Annotated in this window: 23 protein-coding genes; 12 read left to right on the plus strand and 11 right to left on the minus strand. The window is 61.1% G+C overall.

Going from position 1 to position 24,155, the window contains the following annotated elements; translation table 11 throughout:
• Positions 1–8: 8 nt before the first annotated feature.
• The 3 genes from THS5294_RS16880 to THS5294_RS16890 form a co-directional block, all read right to left on the minus strand.
• Positions 9–1,325 carry an FAD-dependent oxidoreductase gene (locus THS5294_RS16880; RefSeq protein WP_058124639.1) on the minus strand — a complete coding sequence of 439 codons (1,317 nt, stop codon included), beginning with the start codon at positions 1,323–1,325 and terminating at the stop codon, positions 9–11.
• Between the two features lie 269 nt (positions 1,326–1,594).
• Complete coding sequence (locus tag THS5294_RS16885) at positions 1,595–2,101, minus strand: hypothetical protein (RefSeq protein ID WP_058124640.1); 507 nt, start codon at positions 2,099–2,101, stop codon at positions 1,595–1,597.
• Positions 2,102–2,136: 35 nt separating this feature from the next.
• The gene (locus THS5294_RS16890; RefSeq protein WP_058124641.1) at positions 2,137–3,090 is read right to left on the minus strand and encodes an NAD(P)-dependent oxidoreductase; all 954 of its coding nucleotides are present in this window, start codon (positions 3,088–3,090) and stop codon (positions 2,137–2,139) included.
• 164 nt (positions 3,091–3,254) lie between these two features.
• On the opposite strand from THS5294_RS16890, the gene THS5294_RS16895 reads away from it, so the two are divergent.
• Positions 3,255–4,166, plus strand: coding sequence for a pirin family protein (locus THS5294_RS16895; RefSeq protein WP_058124642.1), 912 nt, complete (start codon positions 3,255–3,257; stop codon positions 4,164–4,166).
• Between the two features lie 118 nt (positions 4,167–4,284).
• Here THS5294_RS16895 and guaD read toward each other — a convergent pair whose 3' ends face one another.
• Entirely contained in the window at positions 4,285–5,568 is a 1,284-nt protein-coding gene (gene guaD, locus THS5294_RS16900) for a guanine deaminase (RefSeq protein ID WP_058124643.1), read from the minus strand.
• A 93-nt stretch (positions 5,569–5,661) separates the two neighbouring features.
• On the opposite strand from guaD, the gene mgtE reads away from it, so the two are divergent.
• A complete protein-coding gene (gene mgtE / locus THS5294_RS16905; RefSeq protein WP_058124644.1) occupies positions 5,662–7,044 on the plus strand; it encodes a magnesium transporter in 1,383 nt (460 codons plus the stop codon).
• Positions 7,045–7,051: 7 nt separating this feature from the next.
• Here the strand turns inward: mgtE and THS5294_RS16910 are convergent, their stop codons facing one another.
• Entirely contained in the window at positions 7,052–9,214 is a 2,163-nt protein-coding gene (locus THS5294_RS16910; protein WP_058124645.1) for a hypothetical protein, read from the minus strand.
• Positions 9,215–9,412: 198 nt separating this feature from the next.
• Here THS5294_RS16910 and THS5294_RS16915 point away from each other — a divergent pair, with 198 nt between their 5' ends.
• Positions 9,413–10,117 carry an SIMPL domain-containing protein gene (locus THS5294_RS16915; RefSeq protein WP_058124646.1) on the plus strand — a complete coding sequence of 235 codons (705 nt, stop codon included), beginning with the start codon at positions 9,413–9,415 and terminating at the stop codon, positions 10,115–10,117.
• Between the two features lie 20 nt (positions 10,118–10,137).
• Here THS5294_RS16915 and THS5294_RS16920 read toward each other — a convergent pair whose 3' ends face one another.
• From THS5294_RS16920 to secG, 4 genes are all read right to left on the minus strand, one after another.
• Complete coding sequence (locus tag THS5294_RS16920) at positions 10,138–10,440, minus strand: DUF1330 domain-containing protein (RefSeq protein WP_038004762.1); 303 nt, start codon at positions 10,438–10,440, stop codon at positions 10,138–10,140.
• A gap of 63 nt (positions 10,441–10,503) precedes the next feature.
• Positions 10,504–11,280: a 23S rRNA (adenine(2030)-N(6))-methyltransferase RlmJ gene (locus tag THS5294_RS16925; RefSeq protein ID WP_058124647.1), complete on the minus strand. Its 777-nt coding sequence runs from the start codon at positions 11,278–11,280 to the stop codon at positions 10,504–10,506.
• 74 nt (positions 11,281–11,354) lie between these two features.
• Positions 11,355–12,998: a CTP synthase gene (gene pyrG / locus THS5294_RS16930; RefSeq protein WP_038004765.1), complete on the minus strand. Its 1,644-nt coding sequence runs from the start codon at positions 12,996–12,998 to the stop codon at positions 11,355–11,357.
• Between the two features lie 246 nt (positions 12,999–13,244).
• Positions 13,245–13,604, minus strand: coding sequence for a preprotein translocase subunit SecG (secG, locus tag THS5294_RS16935; protein ID WP_058124648.1), 360 nt, complete (start codon positions 13,602–13,604; stop codon positions 13,245–13,247).
• Between the two features lie 435 nt (positions 13,605–14,039).
• Between secG and THS5294_RS16940 the strand changes: the two genes are divergently transcribed.
• Both THS5294_RS16940 and THS5294_RS16945 read left to right on the plus strand, forming a co-directional pair.
• Positions 14,040–15,335 (plus strand): adenylosuccinate synthase, encoded by a 1,296-nt coding sequence (locus tag THS5294_RS16940; protein ID WP_038004767.1) that lies wholly within the window; start codon positions 14,040–14,042, stop codon positions 15,333–15,335.
• A gap of 81 nt (positions 15,336–15,416) precedes the next feature.
• Positions 15,417–15,644 (plus strand): DUF2842 domain-containing protein, encoded by a 228-nt coding sequence (locus THS5294_RS16945; protein ID WP_058124649.1) that lies wholly within the window; start codon positions 15,417–15,419, stop codon positions 15,642–15,644.
• Between the two features lie 170 nt (positions 15,645–15,814).
• Here the strand turns inward: THS5294_RS16945 and THS5294_RS16950 are convergent, their stop codons facing one another.
• Complete coding sequence (locus THS5294_RS16950) at positions 15,815–17,683, minus strand: hypothetical protein (RefSeq protein WP_058124650.1); 1,869 nt, start codon at positions 17,681–17,683, stop codon at positions 15,815–15,817.
• A gap of 120 nt (positions 17,684–17,803) precedes the next feature.
• Here THS5294_RS16950 and THS5294_RS16955 point away from each other — a divergent pair, with 120 nt between their 5' ends.
• The 6 genes from THS5294_RS16955 (at position 17,804) to THS5294_RS16980 (ending at position 23,091) form a co-directional block, all read left to right on the plus strand.
• Complete coding sequence (locus THS5294_RS16955; protein ID WP_058124651.1) at positions 17,804–18,487, plus strand: thiamine diphosphokinase; 684 nt, start codon at positions 17,804–17,806, stop codon at positions 18,485–18,487.
• Between the two features lie 37 nt (positions 18,488–18,524).
• Complete coding sequence (gene rpiA, locus THS5294_RS16960; protein ID WP_058124652.1) at positions 18,525–19,313, plus strand: ribose-5-phosphate isomerase RpiA; 789 nt, start codon at positions 18,525–18,527, stop codon at positions 19,311–19,313.
• Between the two features lie 18 nt (positions 19,314–19,331).
• Positions 19,332–20,771 carry an FAD-dependent oxidoreductase gene (locus THS5294_RS16965; protein WP_058124653.1) on the plus strand — a complete coding sequence of 480 codons (1,440 nt, stop codon included), beginning with the start codon at positions 19,332–19,334 and terminating at the stop codon, positions 20,769–20,771.
• A gap of 81 nt (positions 20,772–20,852) precedes the next feature.
• Positions 20,853–22,019, plus strand: a complete 1,167-nt coding sequence (gene hflK, locus THS5294_RS16970; protein WP_038004778.1) for an FtsH protease activity modulator HflK — start codon at positions 20,853–20,855, stop codon at positions 22,017–22,019.
• On the plus strand, positions 22,019–22,891 hold the full coding sequence (gene hflC, locus THS5294_RS16975; RefSeq protein WP_038004780.1) for a protease modulator HflC: 873 nt from the start codon (positions 22,019–22,021) through the stop codon (positions 22,889–22,891). The genes hflK and hflC overlap by 1 nt, the downstream gene beginning before the upstream one ends.
• Positions 22,891–23,091, plus strand: a complete 201-nt coding sequence (locus tag THS5294_RS16980) for a DUF2065 family protein (protein ID WP_038004783.1) — start codon at positions 22,891–22,893, stop codon at positions 23,089–23,091. Before hflC ends, THS5294_RS16980 begins: the two co-directional genes overlap by 1 nt.
• A gap of 27 nt (positions 23,092–23,118) precedes the next feature.
• Here the strand turns inward: THS5294_RS16980 and THS5294_RS16985 are convergent, their stop codons facing one another.
• Complete coding sequence (locus THS5294_RS16985; protein ID WP_233486505.1) at positions 23,119–23,529, minus strand: c-type cytochrome; 411 nt, start codon at positions 23,527–23,529, stop codon at positions 23,119–23,121.
• A gap of 112 nt (positions 23,530–23,641) precedes the next feature.
• Between THS5294_RS16985 and THS5294_RS16990 the strand changes: the two genes are divergently transcribed.
• Positions 23,642–24,127 (plus strand): flavodoxin family protein, encoded by a 486-nt coding sequence (locus THS5294_RS16990; RefSeq protein WP_058124654.1) that lies wholly within the window; start codon positions 23,642–23,644, stop codon positions 24,125–24,127.
• Positions 24,128–24,155: the final 28 nt, after the last annotated feature.

Genomic DNA, 24,155 nt, shown 5'->3' on the forward strand with positions numbered 1-24,155 from the left:
CTGTAGGACTAGGCCACCTCTGGCGCGCGGCAGGGCACGGCCAATCGGTTCACCCCTTGGTCCGCCAATTCCGCAACCAAGACGTCAGTGTCCACTAATTGCACCGGCACGCCCGCGCGCAACGCAAGCGTGCTGGCCACGCCCGTCGCCTGACCCATCGCCATGCACTGCGGCATTCCCCGGACTGAGGCGAATGCCACCGGGTCTGCCGACAAAATACGCCCTGCAAACAAAAGGTTGGTTACCTTTGAAGGGATCAAGGCGCGGAACGGAATGGTATAGTAATTGCCCGCCTCAATCGCGGCGTCATGGGTCATATCCCCGTCCGAGCGCATCACATCGTCAATCGGGTTGTCACAGGCCACGATCCCATCGGCGAACTTGGTCGCCCGCGCTAGATCTGCGCCCGTGACACGGTAAACGCCCTCTAACTTGCGGGTTTCTCGCACGCCCACGGTCGGCGACAGCATCGCCATATGCGCGCCTTCAAATCCCGGCACATCGCGGCGCAACAATTGGGCAAGCTGATAGCACCGCCTGCGCCCCTCCTGCGTGGCTTGCCCCACAGCGACGGGGTCTGTGCCATCCACACCCCGCACATGGACCGAATTGCAAAACACCGATCCCTCGTGAAATCCACGCATCAGGTATAGTTTCGCAAGGTCCGGGTGCAGGCGCCCCTCCGCGATGCCGCGCGCAGCATAGGTCTCAAAATAGGGATCGGGGTCGGCGAATGCCGCGTCCCAATCCACACCCACCATGTGGAACGAAATCGTCACGGCCATCATGTTGCCAGACGCGTCACCCAAGGCATAGGGCACGCCCGCCTTGGCCGAAATATCCCCGTCGCCCGAACAGTCGATGACCATTTTGGGCGTAACCGTGAACGCTCCGTTTCGGTCGCAACACGACACGCGCGCGATGGTATCGCCGTCCATGTCCGGCTCCAGTGCCATGGCCCCCAGTCGGACGCGGACACCGGCCTCTTCCAACATCTCAAACATCGTGAGGGTCGCGATATCGTGGTCATAGATGATTTCGGGCCCAAAGTTTTCGAGCGTACAGGGCCGCTTTACCGCCGCAGGTGGCTCCATTTTGGCCAACCGTTCCGTCAGTTCTTCGATCAAACCGCCGATGATCTGATCCTGCGGATACCCGCCGCCCCACGGCATACCGGGGCAAAACGCCATCACGCCGCCAATTTTGGTCGTGGCCTCCAATAACGTCACGCGCAGGCCCTGTCGCCCAGCGGCAATCGCGGCCCCAAATCCGGCGGTTCCGCCGCCAATCACCAGAACATCTGTCTGCTCATCCCGTACGCTCATCCGTCCCCCATTTTGCGCAAAAGGCCGCTCTTCATCGTTGGGTCAAAGCCTGCGTCGCCCTCGCCTCGGGGTCAAGGCTTCCTGCGTATCGCGCGTCCAGTCGAGCAGCGCCGTTTAGCCTGCCAAACGGGAAGAGCCACATCATCCACCGTCACCACCCCATATCTGGTGGTTAACGACTTGCGGAAGTCGTTAATTTATCGTTACTTTTCAGTAATATATGCTGACCTATTGTTGCGCGTGCACAACATTCAGTCAGCCGCGCTGACCTATTCGTCGGTCAGGGTCTCAGGCGCTTTGTCCCGGTCCGCCACCATCATCGAAAGCGCGTCTGCGACGATCTTGGTTTGCGATCCGTTGGTCACCCCGCCAATGCCGACATGGCGGCGCACCCGCCACCACATGCCGGGTTGCCACGCCCGTGGGGCCGGGTCCCGCAGCCGGACCAAAAAGCCGCGCGCTGGCTTCACCGCAAACAATGACCGGTCGACCGAAGCGATCTCATCCAAGGGCGCAATCGGCGCGCCCAGATCATCAAACAACCCATCCGAGCGCAGCACGATCCGGCGGGCCCCAGCGCGCCAGCCGCGCACCGCCGCCACCAATGATACGATCCCCACGACAAACAACAGCAGCAGGAATATGAAATCGCGCGGCGGGGTCGCTAGCGCGGTATAGATCAAAAGCGTGCCCAAAAGCCCCAAAACCACGCTGCCAAAAATGCGGCGCGGTTCGGAGGCTTGGATCTCAAACAGGGTCTCTGGTGTGGTGTTCATAGCCCCCTTCTGCACGGATGGCGGGCAATGCACAACTAGCGACGCACATGAACCTCGCCGCCGCGTTCCTCAGGCTCATCATCGTGCATTTCGGCGGGAAAACCGGGGGCAGTCACGTCAAGGCCCGTGGCCTCTTCTAGGCGTTTGATGATGTTGGGCGACAATTCACGCGGACCAAACCGCTCGATCCCATCGGCAAAGATCTGGTTCACCAGCGGTGAGATTTCGAGCGGCACGTCATGGGCGTCAGCGATGGATTGGAACAGGCCAATGTCCTTGGCCACCAAATCCATCGTAAACGAGATATCGCGCGACCCGTTCAGGATCACTTGGCTTTCGGTTTCGTGCACAAAGGACGTTCCCGAGGAGATCGCGATGGCTTCATAGGCGGTGGCCAGATCAAGGCCTGCGGCTTTGCAGGTCACCAAGGCCTCGGCGCAGGACACAAGGTTAACGGTCGCGAGGTAGTTGGTGACCACCTTCAGCTGGGAGGCCGTGCCCACATCGCCGGTGTGCAAAACACGGCGTCCAAGGATCGTGAGCAGCGGCAAGACCCGCTCAAACGTCGCGCGGTCCGTGCCTGCAAAGATCGAGATATTGCCCGTGTCCGCCCGGTGGCAGCCGCCCGAAACGGGGCAATCCACGGCGGCACCGCCCGCGGCGGTGACTTTGGCCGCAAGGCGCGTGACCTCGGTGGCGTCGGTGGTGGACATCTCTAGCCAGATTTTGCCCTCGCTCACCGCGTTTAGCAGGCCATCGGGACCTTCAACGGTTTGGGCGCAAATCGTGGGTGAAGGCAGGCAGGTGATGACCACGTCGCAGGCCCCCATCAGCTCAGCCGGGGTCGCGGCGGACTTGGCGCCTCGTTGGGTAAAGTCGCGGACCTTCTCTGCATCCAGATCGAGGACGGTCACATCCTGATCGTTGCGCAAAAGCGACCCCGCCAGTTTGGCCCCCACATTGCCCAGTCCAATAAAGCCGATTTTCATGGCCATCCCTTTCATTGTTTTGGGAAAGGTTCAGCGATTCGGATCCCTGTGCGCGCCACTGAGCGACACTTTGCAAATATGCACAGACTCCGTGGAGTTTCGCCCTCTTTTGCCGGGGCGTGGGATGGTTATTTTGGGGGCAACCGATAGCAAGGAGTTATCTCATGTCTGTACGTCCCGTCACCCAAACCCGCCAAGCCCAACCCACGATGGAAGGGGCAGGGGTTCACCTTCACCGCGCCTTTGGCTTTCAAGATCCAAGCGAGATGGATCCGTTCCTGTTGTTTGACGATTTTCGCAACGACATTCCTGCGCATTTTGAGAAAGGCTTTCCGTGGCACCCACACCGGGGGATCGAGACGATCACCTATGTGTTGAACGGCACGGTTGAGCATGGCGATAGCCTTGGCAATGTCGGCACCTTGGGTGCAGGCGATGTGCAGTGGATGACCGCAGGCTCGGGCATTTTGCACCAAGAAATGCCCCACGGAAACGCGCGCGGGCAAATGCATGGCTTTCAGTTGTGGGGCAACCTGCCCAGCAGCCAAAAGATGACCGCGCCCCGCTACCAGGATGTCACGGCCGCCGATATCCCGGTGGTCATCGACGATGATGGCACGCAGGTGAAGGTCATCGTGGGTGAGTTCTGGGGCAAGCGCGGGCCGGTCGACGGTATTGCGGCGGACCCGCAGTATCTGGACGTGTATGTGCCTGCGGGCGTCAAAAAGACGTTCCGGATTGATACCTACCGCCGGGCCTTTGCCTATGTGTTCGAAGGGGCTGCGGCCTTTGCGGATGCCAGCAAGCCTGAGGGTGTTTTGCTAGAGAAGGAAGTGATGGGTGAAGAGGTCAACATTCGGGACCTTTCGGGCGATCGCACCCTGATCCGGTTTGGCACGGGCGATGAGGTAACGGTGCAGGCGGGCCCTGAGGGCGTGCGGTTCCTGTTGATCTCGGGTGCGCCGATTGAAGAGCCTGTCGCGTGGCACGGCCCGATTGTGATGAACACACAAGAAGAGCTGATGCAGGCCATGCGCGAACTGCGCAACGGCACGTTCATCAAAGCGGCGCACTAGCCGGTTTGTGATCTGCTAGTGGAGGGGCGTTTGGGCGGGATCGCTTGGACGCCCCTTTGGGCGTACGCGGCGTGCGCCGCATAAGATGAGTATTTGGGGAACAAAGGAGGCGGCGGCGCTACGCGGCCGTATGCAGGTGTCCGTTGATGTAGGTGGCGGTTACGGCGCGGTCGTCGCCCATCATGATGGTAGGAAACAGGGCCTGCCATATATCCTCGGCGCGGGTGGTGGCCTGCGCGATTGCTGGGGTCGAGGCGAGGTCTAGGACGACCAGATCGGCCTCATATCCCGGGGCAAGGGTGCCGATTTTATCCTCTAGCCGGAGGGCGCGGGCGCTGCCACCTGTGGCCAGCCACATTAGGTGCGCGGGGTGGAGCGCTTGGCCCCGCAGTTGCGCGACCTCATAGGCGGCGGCCATTGTGCGCAGCATCGAAAAGTTGGACCCGCCGCCCGTGTCGGTTGCGAGGCCAACCCGGTGCGTTTGGGCGTGGGCCATATTGAACAGCCCTGAGCCGATGAACGTGTTGGACGTGGGGCAGTGCACCATGGCGGCGTCCACCTCAGCCAGCCGCGCGATTTCGCGGTCCGTTAGGTGGATAGCGTGGCCGTAGACACCGCCGGTGCCCAGAAGGCCGTGGGATTCGTAGGTATCGAGGTAGTCGCGCGCGGTTGGGAACAGCTCTTGGACCCATGCGATTTCGTCGACTTGTTCGGACAGATGCGTTTGCATCAGGCAGTCAGGGTGTTCGGCCCAAAGCGCGCCGAGGGCCGAGAGTTGGTCCGGCGTTGAGGTCGGAGAGAACCGGGGTGTAATGACGTAGGACAGGCGGTCTTGGTTATGCCAATTGGTAAGTAGGGACTTACTGTCATCATAAGCGGATTGGGCCGTGTCCCGCAGGGTGTCGGGCGCGTTGCGATCCATGCAGGTTTTGCCCGCCAGCGCCCGGAGGCCGCGCGATTGGGCGGCGGCAAAAAACGCATCAACCGACGTGGGATGGATCGTGGCGTAGCTGCACATGGTCGTCGTGCCGTGCGCCAGTGCGAGGTCCATGTAGCGACCCGCCACGTCGGAGGCATAGGCCGCATCTGCGAAGCGCGATTCCTCGGGGAAGGTGTAGGTGTTGAGCCAGTCGATCAGCCGCTTGCCCCATGACGCGATGATCGCGGTTTGGGGGTAGTGGACGTGCGCGTCGATGAACCCCGGCACGATCAGGCCCGTGCCGTAGTCCGTCACGGGCGCGTCGGGATGGGCGGCGCGGATATCGTCTGCCGGGCCCACGGCTGTGATTTTGCCCTGCGCAATCGCCACGGCGCCGCGGCGTTCATGGTGCGCGCTTTCGGGGCCCGTTTGGAACGGGTCGCTGGGCAGTGTCAGGGTTTGGCCGAGGAGGAGATGTGTCATACGCCGTAGCCTATCTGCCGCGTGGAGGAGCGTAAATCCCGGTTGGACTTGACCCAGTCGCGCGGTAGGTAAGGGACAAGTGAAAGGTGTGCCATGGATCAGCCTGAGGTCATCGACCCCCCCGAAAATGAAGCGGCGCTGTATGCCCAGCGTTTGGGCTTGGTGCGTGCGGCACTTGAGGCGCAGGATGAGGCCGGGCTAAAGGCCCTGTTGGAGCCGCTGCACCCGGCGGACATTGCTGATATCCTTGAGCAGATTGGCCGTGGTGAGCGGGCGCGGTTCTTTGGGCTTTTGGGCGATGATCTGGACGCCGATGTTCTGAGCGAACTTGACGAAAGTGTGCGCGAAGAGATCGTGGCGACCTTGCCTTCGGCCCAAGTGGCGGAAGCGGTGGCTGAGCTGGAAACCGATGACGTCGTGGACTTCATCGAGAACCTTGAGGATGAGGAACAGGCTGAGGCGATTCTGGACGCCTTGGAGGATGCCGACCGCGTCGCTGTTGAGCGCGCGCTGTCCTATCCGGAGTATTCCGCCGGGCGTTTGATGCAGCGCGAGGTCGTGATGGCGCCTGAGCATTGGACCGTGGGCGAGGCGATTGATTACCTGCGCGCCAGCGACGACCTGCCGGAGCAGTTTTACCATCTGATTCTTGTGGACCCCAAGCTGCGCCCCACAGCCTATGTGACGCTGGGCAAGATGTTGGCGCATCCGCGTTCCGTGGCGTTGTCTGCCATCACAGAGGAAAGTTTTCGCACCTTTGATGTCACGCAGGACGAGGGCGACGTGGCCTATGCGTTCAACCAATACCACCTGATTTCCGCCCCAGTTGTGGATGAGGATGAGCGGCTGGTCGGGGTCATCACCATCGATGACGCGATGAATGTGTTGGACGAAGAGCATGAGGAAGACATCCTGCGGCTGGCGGGTGTGGATGCCGAAGGGTCCTTGGCTGATAAGGTCGCGGCGACGGTCAGGCGGCGCTTTCCTTGGCTGTTCGTGAACCTTGTGACCAGCGTGCTGGCATCGTTGGTGATTGCGCAGTTCGAGGATGTGATCGCGCAGATCGTGGCCCTTGCGGTGTTGATGCCGATTGTTGCGTCCATGGGCGGAAATGCCGGCACGCAGGCGCTGACCGTGGCGGTGCGCGCGCTGGCGACCAAGGATTTGACCGGGGCCAACGTTTGGCGCGTGATCCGGCGTGAGGTCTTGGTGGGGCTGGTGAACGGCTTGGCCTTTGCCGTGATCATGGGGATTGTTGGGGTGATCTGGTTCGGCTCACCCATGCTGGGGGCTGTGATTGGCGTCGCGATGGTGGTGAACCTGTTGGTGGCGGGTTTGGCGGGCGTCGGCGTGCCGGTCTTGCTGGAAAAGGCCGGGATTGACCCCGCGCTGGCCTCGGGCGCGTTTGTGACAACGGTGACAGATGTCGTTGGGTTCTTTGCGTTTTTGGGTCTTGCGGCCATGTGGCTGCTGTAGGCGGGACTTAAATCCGGGGCATCTCAAGCACCAGATCGCGGCTGCCTTTGCGGTAGGTCAGGCGCCCCGGCGCGATGGAGGTCACGCGGCCACTGTCGACACGGTCCCCTACGCCGACCCTTACCGTGCGCCCATTGCGCAAACGCACGAGGGCCTTGGGCGACGAGGGCTTTCCAAACACCCCGATCAAACTGACGGCGCGCAGGGAAATTGCGTTGGCCTGCGTGGCCGCGCGCGCAACTGAGCTGCCCGTGGGCAGGGTGCGCGTGGTGGTCGGAGCCTGTGGGCGCGGTGCAACAGCGGCCACGGAGGCGGTGTTTGTGGCCTGCGCCGTGGCGCGCTGGGCGATGGCCGCAACGCGTTGATCCGCATCTGCGGGGCGGGTGCGCGGCGCGGCGGATCGTGCGATGGCCAGTGGGCTATCGCTTTGCGGCGTGGTCCGTAGGGGCGGCTCTGGGGTGGTGCCTGTGCGTGCGATGGCGCCGGGGTTTGTCGCGCGCTGCCCGCCAGTGGCGGAACCGGGGCTCGCGAGCGAGGCTTGCTGGGCGGCTTGTGCGGCGGCTGCGGCAACGGAGGCCGAAAGCCGCGCTTCCTCCTCCGCTTGGACCTGAAGGCTTTTGGGCCGCGGCGTGGGTTCTGGGCGGCGCAATTCGGCCAAGGTGAGGCCGTTGTTTTCCGACCGCTCCACAGCATCGGCGGAATTGGCGGGGCGGGGCGTGGGCTGGATCTTGGCCAGAAATGCGCGCTGGGCGGCCTCGGGGGCGGCGTCGGCGTCTGGGCTGGGCGTGTCGGGCGACGTGGGCCGGGGGGGCGGCAAAACCTCAACCGGGGGTGCACCGGCGATGACCCTGACCCCATCTGGCGTCACGATGCCCTCGGCGGTGGGTGCCACAAGACCGCGCGCGTCGACAGTAAAGGTCGAGCCAGGCGGGGGCGGCGGCAGGTATCTGCGCGGCAATGTCGGCTCTATCTGGTCGCTCGATTTCGGCAGGGCCACAGCATCCGCGTGGGCGATTGGGTCGTCCAACGTGGTCTGATAAAGGCTCAGCAGGACATCCTCGGGGGCGGGTTCGGGCGCATCCGGCGTTCCGATCCACACGCCCGAGGCCGCGTAAATTTCGACGATTTGAAGCGGAGTGGGCAGGGGCATCGGGGCTTCGGCCTCTTGCTCCTGCGCGATGACGTCATCCTCGCTCGGAAGGGTCGCGGGTTCAAAACCGTTGGTTTCGGAGGGCTCAGGCTCGGGGGCCAATTCGTCGGGCAGGGGGGCGAGGGCGAGGTCCGTAAAGCTGCCGCCCTCGGGCGTGTTTGTTTCCGGTAGGAGGTTGTAGGCCGTGTCATCTTCAACCGCCTGAGGGCCGGGCCGGGCCGTGACCAATGCAATCGCGCCCACGATCAGGAAAGCCGCCAAAAGCCCCAAGGTCAGCCAGATCCCGAGGCGGTTTCGCGCAGGCGGCGGCACCGGCAGGCTGAGGTCGGCGCCGGGCAGTGGCGTGTCATCCGGGGGCGGCGGTACGCGCGTGGCAAGCTGGCTCAGACGCGCTGCCACCGCGTCCGGGTTCACGCGCTGCGAGGTGAATGTGGCTGTGGTTTCGGGCGGTGCGCTCGGTTTTGCGGCTGGGGGCAGCGGCGCTTTGGTGATGCGGAACGGGCCTGTTTCAGGCTCCAGAACTGCGCCGCCAAGCAGCTCATTTGCGCCGGCACAGGGGCCAAAGTTCGGTTGGCCATCGAACTTCCCCGCTGGCACATGGGCCGAGAGCGCGACGGGGTTAAACCCATGCTCAACAGCGAAACCCTCGGCCTCCCGCAGGGTGTCACGCGCGACGGCTGCGACCCTGCGCACTGTGCCACTGCCGGACCAATCAAACACCAAATCCGCAACGGAATAGGGGGTAAGTCCCTCTAACTGCTCCGCGATTTCGGCGCGTGCGGCAGCGTCTGTGCTGACGGTGACGTCCGTGTACAGCACCTGATCTTGGGGCAAGATCAGCAGCGTCGTAAACGCGGCACCGCTGTCGGCAATGGCCTCACCGCGTAGGTCCGAAAGTGCGCCTTGCAGGTCCGGATCGCTCAGCTTGACCACGCCCAGCGACAACCAACGATTGCCCGGCCGCCGCGCAAAAAGCGTGATATCCTGATAGGAAAAGGCCAGTGCAGAGGTCGGTTGCATATCGGATTGGGTCCAGACGCGCGGCGGGTTTGCGCCGTACCTTATGAAGGGTACGCGCGCTTTGGTTAATTTTACCCTAGGATAGGCATGAGCGAAAGACTTGCGAAATGACAGCTGGGGCAAAATAGGCGGGCCGCCGGGGGCAAAGATTGGTATTTCGGGCGGAGTTCCGCCGATCCGAACCGAGAGAGGAAAGCTATGAGATTGAATATATTGAGTGTTGCAGCCGCCTTGGTCGTGGCTATGGCTGCCGCGTTTGTCGCGCCGGTCCGGGCCGAAACGCTGCTACAGGTCACGGGCGAAGGGCGGATGACCGCCGCGCCAGATATGGCCGTAATCTCGCTGCGGGTGTCGCGCGAGGGGGCTACGGCTGCGGGCGTGACGGCGGAAATGGCGGCGGCCGCCCGCGCAGTTTTGGCCGCACTTGAGACGCAGGGCGTGGCCGAACGCGACGTTCAAACCAGCGCGCTGCAACTTAACCCGCGCTGGACGCGCCCCGCAGACGGTCAGGCCCCGCGCATCGTCGGCTATGAGGCGGCAACGGGGTTTGAGGTTCGCATCCGCGATTTGGACCGTTTTGGCGCCGTGCTGGATGCGGTGATTTCGGACGGTGCGAACGGGTTCCAAGGCGTGCGGTTCGCGTTGACCGACCCACGCCCCATGCAGGACGGCGCGCGGGTTGCGGCCTTTGATGATGCGATGGCCAAGGCGCGGCTCTACGCCGAGGCGTCCGGCATGATGGTGGGTGATGTCCGCAGTATCCGCGAAGCCACTGCCGGGCCGCGCCCGATGGCCGAGGGTCTCAGCATGCGGGCCATGGCGGCCGATGTGCCCGTCGCGGCGGGCGAGCTGGATGTGGTCATGCACGTTAGCCTTGAGGTCGTGTTGGTGCCCGTACCCTAGCTTGCCGGGCACCAGATGGCTTAGCCCAAGTAGCCCTCAACAATCACCAGATCGCTTTCGGCGATGCCAAGACGCAGCTGAAGGGCGGCCTGATACCCCGGTGATGCATAGCAATCCCGTGCCGCCTGCAAGCTGGGAAATTCGATGACAACCGTCCGGGGCTTGGCATCGCCCTCCATCACCTCTTGGGTCCCGCCACGCACCCGAAACACGCCTCCAAACTCTGCAAGCGGGGCTGCGTTGGCGGCCCGATAGAGGTCATATTTCTCAGGGTCGTCCACGCGGCCATGGGCAATCCAGTAGCCTTTGGGTGTGTCGGTCATTGGACAATTCTCCTCGCTGTTCGGCGGGGATGGAACGGCGCGGGGCAGCCGAAGTCAAGCGGCTTACAGCGGCTTGAAAAGCCTATCTAGGCGGGCCAGTTCGGTCTGTAACCCATAGGGTGGGTTGATCAGTGCCATGCCTGAGCCGACCATCCCATGATCGGGCCGCGCGGGCTTAAATCGAACCTCGTGTATCGTGATCTCAGGCACCGCTTCGCGCAAGCCGCGCACCATCGGCTGATGCCGCCCATCCACAAGGATCGGATACCACAGCGCGATCACGCCCACATTCCATTTGGCATGGAGTTGCGCAATTTGGCGCGGCAAGGCGTCATACTCGGCTTTGACCTCATAGCTGGGGTCAATCAACATCAACCCGCGCCGAGGCGTGGGCGGTGTTCGGGCCAGCGCCATGGCAATGCCGTCACCGTGAAACAGCTTATGCGCATCGTCGAAATTTAGATCTTCTAGCGCGGCAAATTCCTGAGGGTGCAACTCGGCCAAATGCGCCTGATCCCCGGGCCGCAGGAAATGCGTCGCAATCAGGGGCGAGCCTGGATAGATCGCTTCCCCATAAACCCGCGCAATGCGCTTTCGCACAGCACTATAGGGATGCTCGGGCGGAAACGCCTCCGCCAGCCGCAAAATCCCCTGCGCCGCTTCACCTGTCTTAACTGCAGCTTCACTCGTTAGGTCATAGGCGCCACGTCCCGCATGCGTCTCAAAATACGTGAGCGGCTTATCCTTCGCCGTCATATACTCCAACGCACAGGCAAGCAGAGCGTGCTTATGCACGTCTGCCAAATTGCCCGCGTGGTAACTGTGTTGATAGCTCAGCACGACCGCGCCCCTCTTTGGTTCACAAATATCCCCGCCGGAGGCCCCGTTTTTTCGTTAGAAAAAACAGCCAGACCCTATACCAAACGAGAGTTTTCTTTGGCCGCGCGGATGAAGTCTTTGAACAGCGGATGCGGTGCAAAGGGCTTTGATTTCAGCTCGGGGTGGAACTGCACACCGATGAACCAAGGGTGATCTTTCACCTCAACAATCTCGGGCAAACGGCCATCTGGCGACATCCCCGAGAACGTTAGCCCATGGGCTTCCAGCTGCTCACGGTAGGTCGTGTCGACTTCATAGCGGTGGCGATGGCGCTCTTCGATCTTGGTGGTGCCATAGACTTCCGCTACCTTCGACCCCTTGGTCAGGGCCGCATCATAGGCGCCAAGGCGCATGGTGCCGCCCTTGTCGTCGCCGACTTTGCGCTCAACCTTGTGGTTGCCTTGGACCCACTCTTTCAGGTGATAGACCACAGGGGTAAAGCGTTTCTTACCCGCTTCATGGTCGAATTCTTCTGAGCCCGCGTCGTCCAGCTTGGCCAGATTTCGCGCAGCCTCGATCACCGCCATCTGCATGCCAAGGCAAATACCCAAGTAGGGCACTTTGCGCTCGCGGGCGAATTGCGCCGCCTTGATCTTGCCCTCGGTCCCGCGCTCACCAAAGCCGCCGGGCACAAGGATTGCGTGGAAGCGTTCCAGATGCGGCGCCGCGTCTTCGCGGTCGAACAGTTCTGCATCGACCCACTCGACCTTGACCTTGACCCGGTTGGCCATGCCGCCGTGGGTCAGCGCCTCGGCAATGGATTTGTAGGCGTCTTCCAGCTGGGTGTATTTACCCACGATGCCCACGCGCACTTCGCCGTCTACGTTCCAGATACGGTCGTAGACGTCTTCCCAGCGGCTCAGGTCCGGCTTGGGGGCGGGGCTGATCTGGAAGGCATCCAGAACCGCTTGGTCCAACCCTTCGCGGTGATAGGCGAGGGGGGCTTCATAGATGGATTTCAAGTCGGGTGCTGCAATCACGCTATCGGGGCGCACGTTACAGAACAGCGCCAGCTTCTCGCGCTCTTTGGCGGGGATTTGCCCCTCACCTCGGCACACAAGGATATCGGGTGCGAGGCCAATGGACCGCAGCTCTTTCACGGAGTGTTGGGTCGGTTTGGTCTTGAGCTCACCGGAGGCTTTGATGAACGGCAGCAAGGTCAGGTGCATGAATAGGCACTGACCGCGCGGCTTGTCCTGCGAAAACTGGCGGATCGCTTCGAAGAAAGGCAGACCTTCGATGTCGCCCACGGTGCCGCCGATCTCACAGAGCATGAAATCGACCTCATCCTCACCGATTGAGATGAAATCTTTGATTTCATTCGTGACGTGGGGAATCACTTGGATGGTTTTGCCCAGATAGTCGCCGCGCCGCTCTTTTTCCAACACGTTGGAATAGATCCGCCCGGAGGACACAGAATCGGTGCGGCGCGCCGCGACGCCCGTGAACCGCTCATAGTGGCCAAGATCCAAGTCGGTCTCGGCGCCGTCGTCTGTCACGAACACTTCGCCGTGTTCAAACGGGCTCATCGTGCCGGGATCAACGTTGAGATAGGGATCCAGCTTGCGCAACCGGACCGAAAAGCCCCGCGCCTGCAGAAGTGACCCAAGGGCGGCGGATGCCAAACCCTTTCCGAGCGACGACACAACGCCGCCGGTAATGAAAATGAACCGTGCCATGGGGGCTCCCGCAAGTCTGTGTGCGCTCGTGTATTGCCCGGAGGGACGCGAGCGCGCTGCCTTCTTCACGGGAGATGAGTTTAGGCTGAGTCGGGGGGTAAGCGCAACAAAGCATACCATATCCTGCGCATTTTAAGCACGCAGAGACGATCCCTAGTTAGCTTGGTCCTCGTTAGCTTGGCCCAAGTTAGCCTAGGCCACAGGTGACGTGGCCCTTCGTTAGTGTGGTGGTCTGGTCCGCGTACTTTAGTCGGCGCGGGGTGGCGTAAGCGGAGCGTCCGTCGTGGCAGGCGGCAAAAGCGCGCCGCCACCGGGCAGTGCAGGCACCGCAGGTGCTGCCGGGGCCGGGACGCCGAGTTGGTCGATGACCGACGAGTTAGCAGAGTTTTGTGCCGCCAAGATCGTCAGTGCCACAGATGTCGTCAGAAACGCTGCTGCAAAAATCCATGTCAGCTTGGTCATCGCGTTTGCAGCTTGGCGACCGGTCATTGCACCGCCGCCACCGCCGCCCATACCAAGGCCGCCGCCTTCGGATCGTTGCAAAAGAACGATACCGATCAAGCACAAGGCTAGGATCAGGTGAATGACGAGGATGACATTTTCCATCGGCGGTCCAATCGTGGTCAGTTGGCGGGGTATGTATGTGCTGCGACGCCGCGCCGCAAGCGTTTAATCCCGACAAGACCCCCCGTCCGTTCGTAACATGACGCTACAACCAAGACGTGTGCTCGTCCAGAAGATTCTGACAGAATGTCGCAGGACGGTTGCCGGGGCATAGTTTTACGATGCGGTTGGCAAGATATTGTAAATAATTATGAATAATATTCGGCGGGGTTCAGACGGTGTTCGGGTGCGACGCGGCGGCCCGTGTGGAAATTGCCGCCCGTATTCAAGGTTGCTTAAGGGTTTGCGTCCACAAAGCTTGGGCGAACAGTCGTGATTGGCGGGCTGAGGTGTTGGAAAAGTGCCCGTCGCGTTTTTCGGTTTCGCCCCTGCGCGGTGTTGGCTATACCCGCGCGCGGACATTAAGGAGCGAATGCAGTGGCAAACGTCGTCGTGGTCGGCGCCCAATGGGGCGATGAAGGCAAAGGCAAAATCGTAGATTGGCTGAGCGAGCGGGCTGATATCATCTGCCGCTTTCAGGGCGGTCACAACGCAGGCCACACACTTGTGGTGGGCGAAACCGTCTACAAACTGCATGCGCTGCCTTCGGGTGTTGTGCGCGGTGGCAAGCTGTCGGTCATTGGCAACGGTGTTGTGCTCGACCCGTGGCATCTGTTGCGCGAGATTGAGACGATCCGCGCCCAAGGCGTTGAGATTTCGCCTGAGTCGCTGATGATTGCGGAAAACACGCCGCTGATCCTGCCGATCCACGGTGAACTGGACCGCGCCCGCGAGGAAGCCGCGAGCAAGGGCACCAAGATCGGGACAACGGGTCGCGGCATCGGGCCCGCCTACGAAGATAAAGTCGGCCGCCGCGCCGTACGTGTTGCCGATCTGGCTGATGATGCGACGCTCGTGGCCCGTGTGGACCGCGCGTTGCAGCACCATGATCCGCTGCGCAAAGGTTTGGGGATTGAGGCTGTTGATCGCGACGCCTTGATTGCTGCGCTGCGTGACATCGCAGGTAAAATTCTGCCCTACGCGGCACCCGTCTGGAAGGTGCTCAACGAGCAACGCAAGGCCGGCAAACGGATCTTGTTCGAAGGTGCCCAAGGCGCGCTTTTGGATATTGATTTCGGGACGTACCCATTTGTGACGTCTTCCAACGTGATCGCGGGGCAGGCGGCAACGGGTGTGGGCATTGGGCCCGGCTCGGTCGATTATGTTTTGGGCATCGTAAAGGCCTACACCACGCGCGTCGGTGAAGGCCCGTTCCCGACGGAGCTTGAGGATGCGGATGGTCAGCGTTTGGGCGAGCGCGGCCATGAGTTTGGCACGACCACCGGGCGCAAGCGTCGCTGTGGTTGGTTCGACGCCGCACTTGTGCGCCAGACTTGTGCCGTGTCCGGGGTCACCGGGATTTCGTTGACAAAGCTGGATGTTCTGGACGGGTTTGAGACGCTGAAAATCTGCGTTGGTTATGATCTGGACGGTACGCGGATGGATTATCTGCCCACCGCTGCGGATGAGCAGGCGCGCTGTGTGCCGATCTACGAAGAAATGGACGGCTGGTCGGAGTCGACCGAAGGCGCGCGGTCTTGGGCCGATCTGCCTGCGGCTGCGATCAAGTACGTGCGCCGGGTCGAAGAGTTGATCCAGTGCCCAGTCGCGCTATTGTCCACATCGCCGGAGCGTGATGACACCATTTTGGTGACCGACCCCTTCGCGGATTGATCGCAGCGCCCGAATGGGCGTGACACATTTGCCAATCGGGCGCGCCTTATGGGGCGCCCATATCGCCCCAAGGAGTGCCCCATGGCCCTGAGCTACAAAGCCCGTCGTCGTTGGTCGTTGGTCATCCTGCTTGTCGGGTTGCCCGCCTATATCGTCACGGCGGTGACGATTGTGAACTGGCTGGAGCGTCCGCCCCTGGTGGTGGAGCTGTTCGTGTATATCGCCCTTGGTGTTGTCTGGGCGTTTCCGTTTAAGTCCGTGTTCAGAGGGATCGGTCAGGCCGATCCGGATGCGCAGCCCAAGGACTAGACCTCAGCCCTTCGCGGGCTTCGCACGTCAAATTATGAAAAAATGGCGGAAGGATCGTAAGGATCGCTTCCGCCAGTTTGTTTGGAACGAGCTTCCAAAATCGGAAAGGGGGCGCCTCGTTCCTGCGCTCGCCTTGTTTGTGAGGGCGGCGTTCAGCCGCCCGAGGTGAGTTAGCTTGCGGACCGTTTGGCGGCAGGCTCTGCGTAGCGCGAAGTCCGTGTCAGCTCGAACGAGCCGCGCTTGATTTTCTTGATGGTGCCATTGCGCAGGAGTTGGCCAAAGCTGCGCAGGCCCTCTTCGCGGCTGAATGTTTCGTCTGCTTCCATCGCGAGGTGCAGAAGTTTGGGGCGTGAAAAGCTTTCGCGGCCCTGCACAAGTTGGCTGTAGGCGGCAGCTGCTTCTAGGATATCGACCAATTCTTTGGCGCCTAGTTCGGTGGCGAAATCCTCAAAGTCGGACCCAAGCTCAGCGCGGTTTTCACCTGCGGCAGCGGCCACGGAGGCGAGCGTATCGCGATCGCTTTCAAAGCTGTCGGTCATTGCGCGGCGGACCCGGCGGGGCAGGACTTTGCCGCCAATGGGCTCTGCACGCGGAGCGGAGATTTCATCGGTATCTTCTGGCGAGGGCGCTGCGAGGTTCTCAATTGCGTCATCTTCTGCCGTATCGTCCAGATCGTCGAGGCTATCCTCGTCCGACCCATCGTCCACACGCTGCTCGGATACGAGTACGAGGGGAGTAGCGCGCTCCACTTCCATGGCCTCTGGGGTTTCGGTCTGTGGTTCCGCAATCCGAGGCTCTTGGTCTTTGACGGCGTTTGCCAGATCCTCGCGGTAAGCTTCGGTTTCGTCGTTTTCCTCGACGCTAGCGGCTGGGGCGTCTGCGTTACGGGCGGCAACGGCGGCCTTGAGGTGCGAGATATTGGCATGCGCACGGGAGGTTTCGGCCCCGTCAAAGCGGGTTTCAGTGGCGTCGAACAAACGCTCCAGATCGGCGGGGTTGTTCATCGCCGTTGCAGGCAGGGCTTCGGCGCGGCGCTTGGCGGTTTCGGCTTCGATCCGGGCCAGACTGGCCAGCATCTCGGCCTCATCCTCTGGGGAAATCGTGTCGTCTTCGGCAGAGACGTCGGGCTTGGACACCTGCATCTTGGCAATATCTTTTGCGGATTTCAGAACCCTTGTCACAATTGCGCGGGCGATGGGCGCGGGCTTGGCAATCGGGGCGAGGGGCGCTGTGTCTTCGATCGTTTCGATTTGGTGGCCATCATCCAGGGTGCCGTCATCAAAATCGGTAACCTCAAAGCTGTCCTCGATCATTTCCGGCTCAGAGGGTGGAAGAATGTGATCATCGGCCAAGAGGGCGGCGATGCTGTCTTCTGCCGTCTCTGAGATATCCTCGGCGTGCTGATCCTCAGAATACGTGTCGATAAAGGCATCGTCATCTTCGGGGTCGGTGTCTTGGGCGACGACGGCGCGGATGCGGGCCAATCGGTCGGCAACGGTCGAGGTGTCCTCGGGCGTCTCGACCTCTTCTTGGTCGGTGATTTCGACCTCGGCGGGGGCCTCTTCGATGATGGTCTCATCCGCCACGTCTTGGACCGGTTCTTCGATTTCTTCGGTCACTTCGGGGGCGTCGTCTGTATCTTCGTCAATCGCTTCGATGTGCTCGGCGATCTCTGGTTCATTCTCAATTTCAAGGGTTTCTGGAACCTCTGGCGTGATCGGTTCAGGTGTCTCAGTGACGGTATCGGTGGGGCGCAGGGTTACGGCATTGTCGCCCATCTGCGCCGAAACGGAAGCCTGGGTATTCACCTCCGCAATGTGTTTTAGCATGTCGGCGTCTAGCTTTGGCGGTTCTGCCCCAAAGAAACGATCCTCCGATGCGAGGTTGCGAAAATACTCGGAAATGTCTTTCATGGTTGAGAAGGGATCATCAAACCCCTCCAAGGTGCATGAAAATGTGCCATAAGACACTGTGAGAATTTTGCTCGCGTTGACCATTTCTTGCTGCACTTTCTCCCCGGAATGTCCGAGGCTATCCATACCTTGTCAACGATTGGTTAAACAAAACGATTCCAGTTAAAAGGCGACGCGTTTGGGGCGATTTCAGGATGATTAACCACAAATTAGGCATAATTGCGGCGCTGGAGGGAGCTCTGTCTTATGATCGTAACCAGTGAAACCGGTGTCACCTTGGTGGGTGGCGCGCCGATTTCGGCCCAGATGCTGGGGTTGTGCCTTGAACGTGCGCCGACGTTGGTGGCCGCTGATAGTGGCGCGGGCCGTGCGCTGGCGCTTGGGCATCGGGCAATCGCCACCATCGGAGACCTCGATAGCCTTGATCCAGACGTGCGCGCGCGCCTGCCGTCTGACAGCTTGCACCCCATCGCGGAGCAGGACACCACGGATTTTGCCAAGGTCTTGCGCAGCGTAGAGGCACCGTTTCTGTTGGGGATCGGGTTCACTGGTGCGCTGCTGGATCACACTTTGGTCGCCCTCAGCACGCTCGCCGCCCATAAGGGAGCGCCTTGTGTGCTGGTCTCGGACCATGAGGTGATCATTCACGCGCCGCGCTCCTTGTCGCTGAACCTGCCGCTGGGCACGCGGGTGTCGTTGTATCCCCTGTGGCCCGTGACGGGGCGGTCCCGCGGGCTGGAATGGCCGATTGAAGGGCTGACGCTCGGGCCGCAGAACCAGTTGGGCACCTCCAATCGGGTGATCGCGCGGGACGTGCACTTGGAATTTGACGCGCCGGGAACGCTCGTATTTTTGCCGCCAGAGATGTTGGACGCAGCACTCGCGGGCTTGGGCATTTCCGCTCGCAGCCCCGGCGTGGGCGGTTTATAGAGAACGCGCCTGCCACCTTTTATGCAAGGATTCTGCCGTGTCCGCTGATCTGAACCCCATCGAAAAAGCAAAATATGTCTCGGCGCGCCGGGCCGTTGACTATGTTGAGGACGGGATGCGCGTCGGATTGGGCACCGGCTCAACCGCGGCGTGGATGGTGCGGTGTCTGGCTGAGATGGTGCGCAACGACGGGCTTAACATTACGGGCGTGGCCACCTCGACCCGGACGGCCGAATTGGCGACGTCGCTGGGTATCAAGGTCGTGGACCTGAACGAAGCCAAGTGGCTGGACGTCACGATCGACGGTGCAGACGAATTTGACGACAACCTGACCCTGATCAAAGGGGGCGGTGGCGCGCTGCTGCAAGAAAAGATCGTGGCCACGGCCAGCGACAAAATGGTCGTGATCACGGACCCGACCAAGCACGTCAAAACGCTGGGTGCGTTCCCGCTGCCGGTTGAGGTGATCCCCTTTGGTTGGCAGACGACCCAGTCGCTGATCGAAAAGGCGCTGGTCGATCTTGATGTGGATGGCCGCAACATCACGCTTCGGCTGAACCAAGATGCGTCGTTCCGCACCGATGAGGGCAACTTGATCCTTGATCTGCACCTAGAGCGGCTAGAGGATGCGCAGCAGGTAAGCCACGTGCTGAACCAGATCCCGGGCGTTGTGGAAAACGGGTTGTTCATCAACCTATGCGACGTCGTGATCGTGGGGGCCGCCGACGGCAGCGCGATTGTGCGTGACATTAATAACGGCACAGTGACCAACGAACAGGTCGCCGTGAATGAGAGCGACAGCATCTTTACGGATGTTGGTGGCTAGACTTTGGAAGGAACTGCAATGGCGTTTGACTATGACCTCTTCGTAATCGGAGGCGGGTCGGGTGGTGTGCGTGCAGCCCGTGTGGCCGCAGGCGAAAACGGCGCCAAGGTGGCTCTGGCAGAAGAAAGCCGGTACGGCGGCACCTGCGTGATCCGGGGCTGTGTGCCCAAAAAGCTGATGGTGTTCGCCTCCAGCTATGGCAGCGTCGCACAGGATGCGGGCGCCTATGGCTGGGACGTCACGCAGGGCGGTTTCGACTGGACCAAGTTCCGCACCAAGATGAACGCCGAGTTGGACCGGCTTGAGGGTGTCTATCGGTCGCTGCTGAAAAATTCAGGCGTTGAGAGCTTTGATCAGCGTGCACGGGTCAAAGACCCTCACACCGTTGAGCTGGCTGATGGCCGAACCTTTACCGCCAAGCACATTCTGCTGGCTATGGGCGGGCGTCCGGTGCGCCCCGATATGCCCAATGCGCATCTGGCGATGGTGTCGGATGACATCTTTAATATGCCCAAAATGCCCAAAACCGTGCTGATTGTGGGCGGCGGCTATATTGCATGTGAATTCGCCTGCATCCTGCAAGGGCTGGGTGTGCAGGTGACGCAATACTACCGTGGTGCGCAGATCCTTCGGGGCTTTGATGATGAGGCTCGTGGCCTGATTTCTGAGGAAATGCGGACCCAAGGGATCGATATCCACACGGGGGCCAACGTGCTGCAAATGGCACCAGAGGCGGCGGTGAAGGCCGCGGGCGGTGCCGATGCGGCGATGGCCTATCCCGCTGGTGAAACCCCGGTGATGACTGGCGACGGGGACGGCCCGCTATGGGTCAAATCCACCACCGGCCATGAAGGCGTTTACGACGCTGTGTTCTTTGCTACGGGCCGCGCGCCCAACACGGACAACATGGGCCTAGAAGACGTCGGCGTGAAACTGGGCCGTGCGGGTGAGGTTGTCGTGGACGACTACAGCCAGACCGATGTGCCCTCGATCTACGCCATTGGCGACGTGACCAACCGGGTCAACCTGACGCCTGTGGCTATCCGCGAAGGTATGGCTTTTGTTGAGACCGTGTTCAAAGGCAACCCCACCAAGGTTGACCACGATTTGATCCCATCTGCGGTGTTCACACAGCCAGAAATGGGGACTGTCGGCCTAAGCGAAGAGGCCGCGCGAGAGATTGAACCCGTTGATATCTATTGCACATCTTTCCGTCCGATGAAGTCCGCCTTTGCCGGTGCGCCCAACCGCGTGTTGATGAAGCTGGTCGTCTCCAAGGCGACGGACATCGTTCTGGGCTGTCATATTGTGGCGCCTGACGCGGGCGAGATGATCCAACTTGCGGGTGTCGCCGTGAAAATGGGCGCAACCAAAGCGGATTTTGATCGCACCGTCGCCGTTCACCCCACGATGTCTGAGGAAATCGTGACCATGAAGAACCCGGTGCGGAGCGCCTAGTAAGGGCTTGAATATTCGTCCTTCGACCACAAGTTGAAGAACAACGCTAAAGAGATAAGACGACAAAAGGGGAAGACCTGTATGGCTGGGAATAACGGCGGCCCTTGGGGCGGCGGAGGCGGCTCTGGCGGCGGTGATGATGACCGCGGCGGCAACCGAGGCGGGGGCGGACGTCGCCCCAACGGCAATGGCGACGGGCCTCAAATCCCTGAAATTGATGAGCTGGTGAAAAAAGGCCAAGAGCAGTTGCGCGTCCTGATGGGCGGCAAAGGCGGTGGCGGCAATGGCCGTGGCCCAATGGGCGGCAGCGGCGGCCCGATCTTTACCAAAGGCACCATCGGTTTGGCGGCCTTGGCGGCTGTTGGTCTGTGGGTCTATGCTTCGCTCTATACGGTCCGCCCGGAAGAACAATCCGTTGAGCTGTTGTTCGGCGAATACGTGGCCACCGGCAATTCGGGTCTGAACTTTGCGCCTTGGCCCGTTGTGCGCGCCGAAGTGATCCCGGTCACGACGGAGCGGACTGTGGACATCGGCACAGGTCGGGGGCAGGCGGCGGATGCTGGTCTGATGCTTACGGGTGATGAGAATATCATCGACATCGATTTCCAAGTGTCTTGGAACATCAGCGACCCGCGTGCCTTCTTGTTCAACCTGCGCGATCCCGAGCAATCGATCCGCGCTGTGGCTGAGTCCGCGATGCGTGAAATCGTGGCACAGTCTGAACTGGCTCCGATCCTGAACCGCGACCGCGAAGCCATTGCGCAGCGCCTTGAAGAACTGATCCAGTCCACCCTCGACAGCTATCAGTCCGGTGTGGCGATCTTGCGTGTCAACTTTGACCGCGCCGATCCGCCCGAAGAAGTGATTGATGCCTTCCGCGAAGTGCAGGCCGCTGAGCAAGAGCGTGACCGGCTGCAAAGCCAAGCTGATGCCTATGCCAACCGTGTGCTTGCGGGCGCGCGTGGTGAATCTGCTCAGCTGTTAGAAGAAGCCGAAGCCTACCGGGCGCAGGTTGTGAACGAAGCCGAAGGTGAAGCCAGCCGTTTCGTCGCCGTTTTGGGCGAATACACCAATGCCCCTGAAGTGACGCGCAAGCGGCTCTATCTGGAAACGATGGAGAACGTTCTGGGCGGTCTCGACAAGATCATCGTTGATGACAACATCGGCGGTGGTGGCGAGGGCGGTGGCCAAGGCGTCATCCCGTTCCTGCCCATCAATGAACTGCGCCGTGGCGGAGGAACCAACTGATGAACAAATCAACTTTCCTGATCCCGGTCGTCGTTGTTGCGCTGGTCGGTGTGCTGTCCTCGGTGTTTATCGTGGATGAACGTGAAAAAGCGCTCGTGCTGCAATTTGGTCGTGTGGTTGCGGTCAAGGAAGACCCCGGTCTGGCCTTCAAACTGCCGCTGATCCAAGAGGTTGTCCGTTATGACGACCGCATCCTGAGCCGCGATGTGGACCCGATTGAGATCACGCCGTCGGATGATCGTCGTCTCGTGGTTGACGCGTTTGCCCGATATCGGATTTCCGACGTTGAAGACTTCCGCGAAGCTGTGGGCGTTGGTGGCATTCGGACTGCCGAAATCCAGCTTGATCGGATTTTGCGGTCGCAGTTGCGGGCCGTTCTGGGTTCGGTGTCGTCTAACGACATTCTGAGCACGGATCGGGCGGTTCTGATGGACCGGATCGCGACACTTGCCCGGAATGAGGGCCGTCAACTGGGTCTGGAAATCATCGACGTTCGCCTCAAGCGGACCGACCTTCCGGCGCAAAACCTTGACGCGACCTTTGCTCGGATGCGCGCAGAGCGTGAACGCGAAGCTGCAGATGAGATCGCCCGTGGTGAAGAAGCCGCGCAGCGGATCCGTGCCCAAGCGGACCGGACCGTGGTTGAGTTGGTCTCGGACAGCACACGTCAGGCCGAGATCGTTCGTGGTGAAGCCGATGCGCGCCGCAACAACATCTTTGCTCAGGCCTTTGGTCAGGACCCGGAATTCTTTGAGTTCTACCGCTCGCTCACGGCCTACAGCCGCGCGTTGCAGGGGAACAACTCGACGATGGTTCTGTCGCCCGACAGTGAGTTCTTTGACTACCTAAAAGCGGACACTGGTCGTCAGTAATGATCGAAGCAGTGTTACTGGGCCTTGCGATGGCCCTTGTGATTGAGGGGCTGGTGCTTGCACTGGCCCCTCGGCGTTTGGAAGACCTGATCGCGATGATTGCGGAAATCCCGTTTGAAACCCGCCGCATGATCGGCCTGATTTGTGTGGGCTTGGGTGTCGTGGGCGTCGGATTTGTGCGGGCGGTGTTTGGGGGTTAGCCCCGATTTTGGCCCGGTTCATGGGGGCTATTCGCCCTGAAGGCTTTGCAGATAGCTGATCAGGTTTGCCAACTCTGGGCTGACAAGGACCGGCTGGCCGCTTTCGACCTTGAGCGGGACGTTTTGATCGGCCTCAAGAAACGCGCCAAAAATCGGCATGTCGCCGCCGTGGGCCAGCAACGGGGACCGACCGTCGATTTGCATCAAAGTCTGTTCTGTCGGAAAGGTCCCACCGTTGCGATCCGATAGTGTGGTCAGGTCTGGTGGTGCGATGGCGAGCATCTCGGCCATTGGCCCCGTACCCGCGCCGCTTTTGCCGTGGCATTGCCAGCAATAGGTTTGGAAAAAGTCGCGCCCGGCTCGTGGGTCGGCCTCTTGCGCCTGCGCGGGTAGGGTCGCGGCCAGCGCGACTGTTAACACTCGAAGTCCCATCGACATTGGTCACCTCCTGCTTTCAGTGTACCAAAATGGGCGGTTTTCGACAACGCTGCTGCATTTTGTGCGCGGGATTGGCGTGTTAAGACAGGTTAAACCACCGGAGCCGCGCACCATGACCCAACTGCTGATCGTGTATCATTCCCGCACAGGTGGCAGTCTGCAGATGGCGCAGGCCGCTGCGGACGCGGCGGGGCAGGAATGCGAAACGGTCCTGAAATCCGCGCAGGATACAGGGCCGGATGACCTATTGGCGGCAGATGGCTACATCTTTTGCGCGCCCGAAAACCTTGCGGCGATTTCGGGTGTGATGAAGGATTTCTTTGATCGGTGCTATTACCCGGTTTTGGGTGAGTTGAACGGGCGGCCCTATGCGCAGATGATCTGTGCAGGGTCTGATGGGCAGAACGCGGCACGTCAGACGGCGCGCATCGCCACAGGTTGGCGTCTGCGAGAGGTGCAGGAGCCGCTGATCCTGTGCACTCATGCCCAAACGCCAGAGGCCATTTTGGCGCCGAAGTCCCTGACGGAGGCCGAGTTGGCCCCCTGTCGTGATCTGGGGGCTGCGATTGGGGCGGGGCTGAGCCTGGGCGTGTTCTAACCCGTCTGTTGTGCAGGAAATATGTCGC

The sequence above is a fragment of the Thalassobacter stenotrophicus genome (assembly GCF_001458315.1).
GTDB classification, from domain to species: Bacteria; Pseudomonadota; Alphaproteobacteria; order Rhodobacterales; family Rhodobacteraceae; genus Thalassobacter; species Thalassobacter stenotrophicus.

Coding starts and splice junctions, on each gene's coding strand:
- mgtE (WP_058124644.1), top strand. CDS start 5,662: ATGGATCAGCCTGAGGTCATCGACCCCCCCGAAAATGAAGCGGCGCTG.
- hflC (WP_038004780.1), top strand. CDS start 22,019: ATGAACAAATCAACTTTCCTGATCCCGGTCGTCGTTGTTGCGCTGGTC.
- THS5294_RS16910 (WP_058124645.1), bottom strand. CDS start 9,214: ATGCAACCGACCTCTGCACTGGCCTTTTCCTATCAGGATATCACGCTT.
- THS5294_RS16965 (WP_058124653.1), top strand. CDS start 19,332: ATGGCGTTTGACTATGACCTCTTCGTAATCGGAGGCGGGTCGGGTGGT.
- THS5294_RS16895 (WP_058124642.1), top strand. CDS start 3,255: ATGTCTGTACGTCCCGTCACCCAAACCCGCCAAGCCCAACCCACGATG.
- THS5294_RS16880 (WP_058124639.1), bottom strand. CDS start 1,325: ATGAGCGTACGGGATGAGCAGACAGATGTTCTGGTGATTGGCGGCGGA.
- THS5294_RS16885 (WP_058124640.1), bottom strand. CDS start 2,101: ATGAACACCACACCAGAGACCCTGTTTGAGATCCAAGCCTCCGAACCG.
- THS5294_RS16985 (WP_233486505.1), bottom strand. CDS start 23,529: ATGTCGATGGGACTTCGAGTGTTAACAGTCGCGCTGGCCGCGACCCTA.
- THS5294_RS16990 (WP_058124654.1), top strand. CDS start 23,642: ATGACCCAACTGCTGATCGTGTATCATTCCCGCACAGGTGGCAGTCTG.
- THS5294_RS16945 (WP_058124649.1), top strand. CDS start 15,417: ATGGCCCTGAGCTACAAAGCCCGTCGTCGTTGGTCGTTGGTCATCCTG.
- hflK (WP_038004778.1), top strand. CDS start 20,853: ATGGCTGGGAATAACGGCGGCCCTTGGGGCGGCGGAGGCGGCTCTGGC.
- THS5294_RS16920 (WP_038004762.1), bottom strand. CDS start 10,440: ATGACCGACACACCCAAAGGCTACTGGATTGCCCATGGCCGCGTGGAC.
- THS5294_RS16915 (WP_058124646.1), top strand. CDS start 9,413: ATGAGATTGAATATATTGAGTGTTGCAGCCGCCTTGGTCGTGGCTATG.
- THS5294_RS16950 (WP_058124650.1), bottom strand. CDS start 17,683: ATGGATAGCCTCGGACATTCCGGGGAGAAAGTGCAGCAAGAAATGGTC.
- THS5294_RS16890 (WP_058124641.1), bottom strand. CDS start 3,090: ATGAAAATCGGCTTTATTGGACTGGGCAATGTGGGGGCCAAACTGGCG.
- pyrG (WP_038004765.1), bottom strand. CDS start 12,998: ATGGCACGGTTCATTTTCATTACCGGCGGCGTTGTGTCGTCGCTCGGA.
- guaD (WP_058124643.1), bottom strand. CDS start 5,568: ATGACACATCTCCTCCTCGGCCAAACCCTGACACTGCCCAGCGACCCG.
- THS5294_RS16980 (WP_038004783.1), top strand. CDS start 22,891: ATGATCGAAGCAGTGTTACTGGGCCTTGCGATGGCCCTTGTGATTGAG.
- secG (WP_058124648.1), bottom strand. CDS start 13,604: ATGGAAAATGTCATCCTCGTCATTCACCTGATCCTAGCCTTGTGCTTG.
- THS5294_RS16955 (WP_058124651.1), top strand. CDS start 17,804: ATGATCGTAACCAGTGAAACCGGTGTCACCTTGGTGGGTGGCGCGCCG.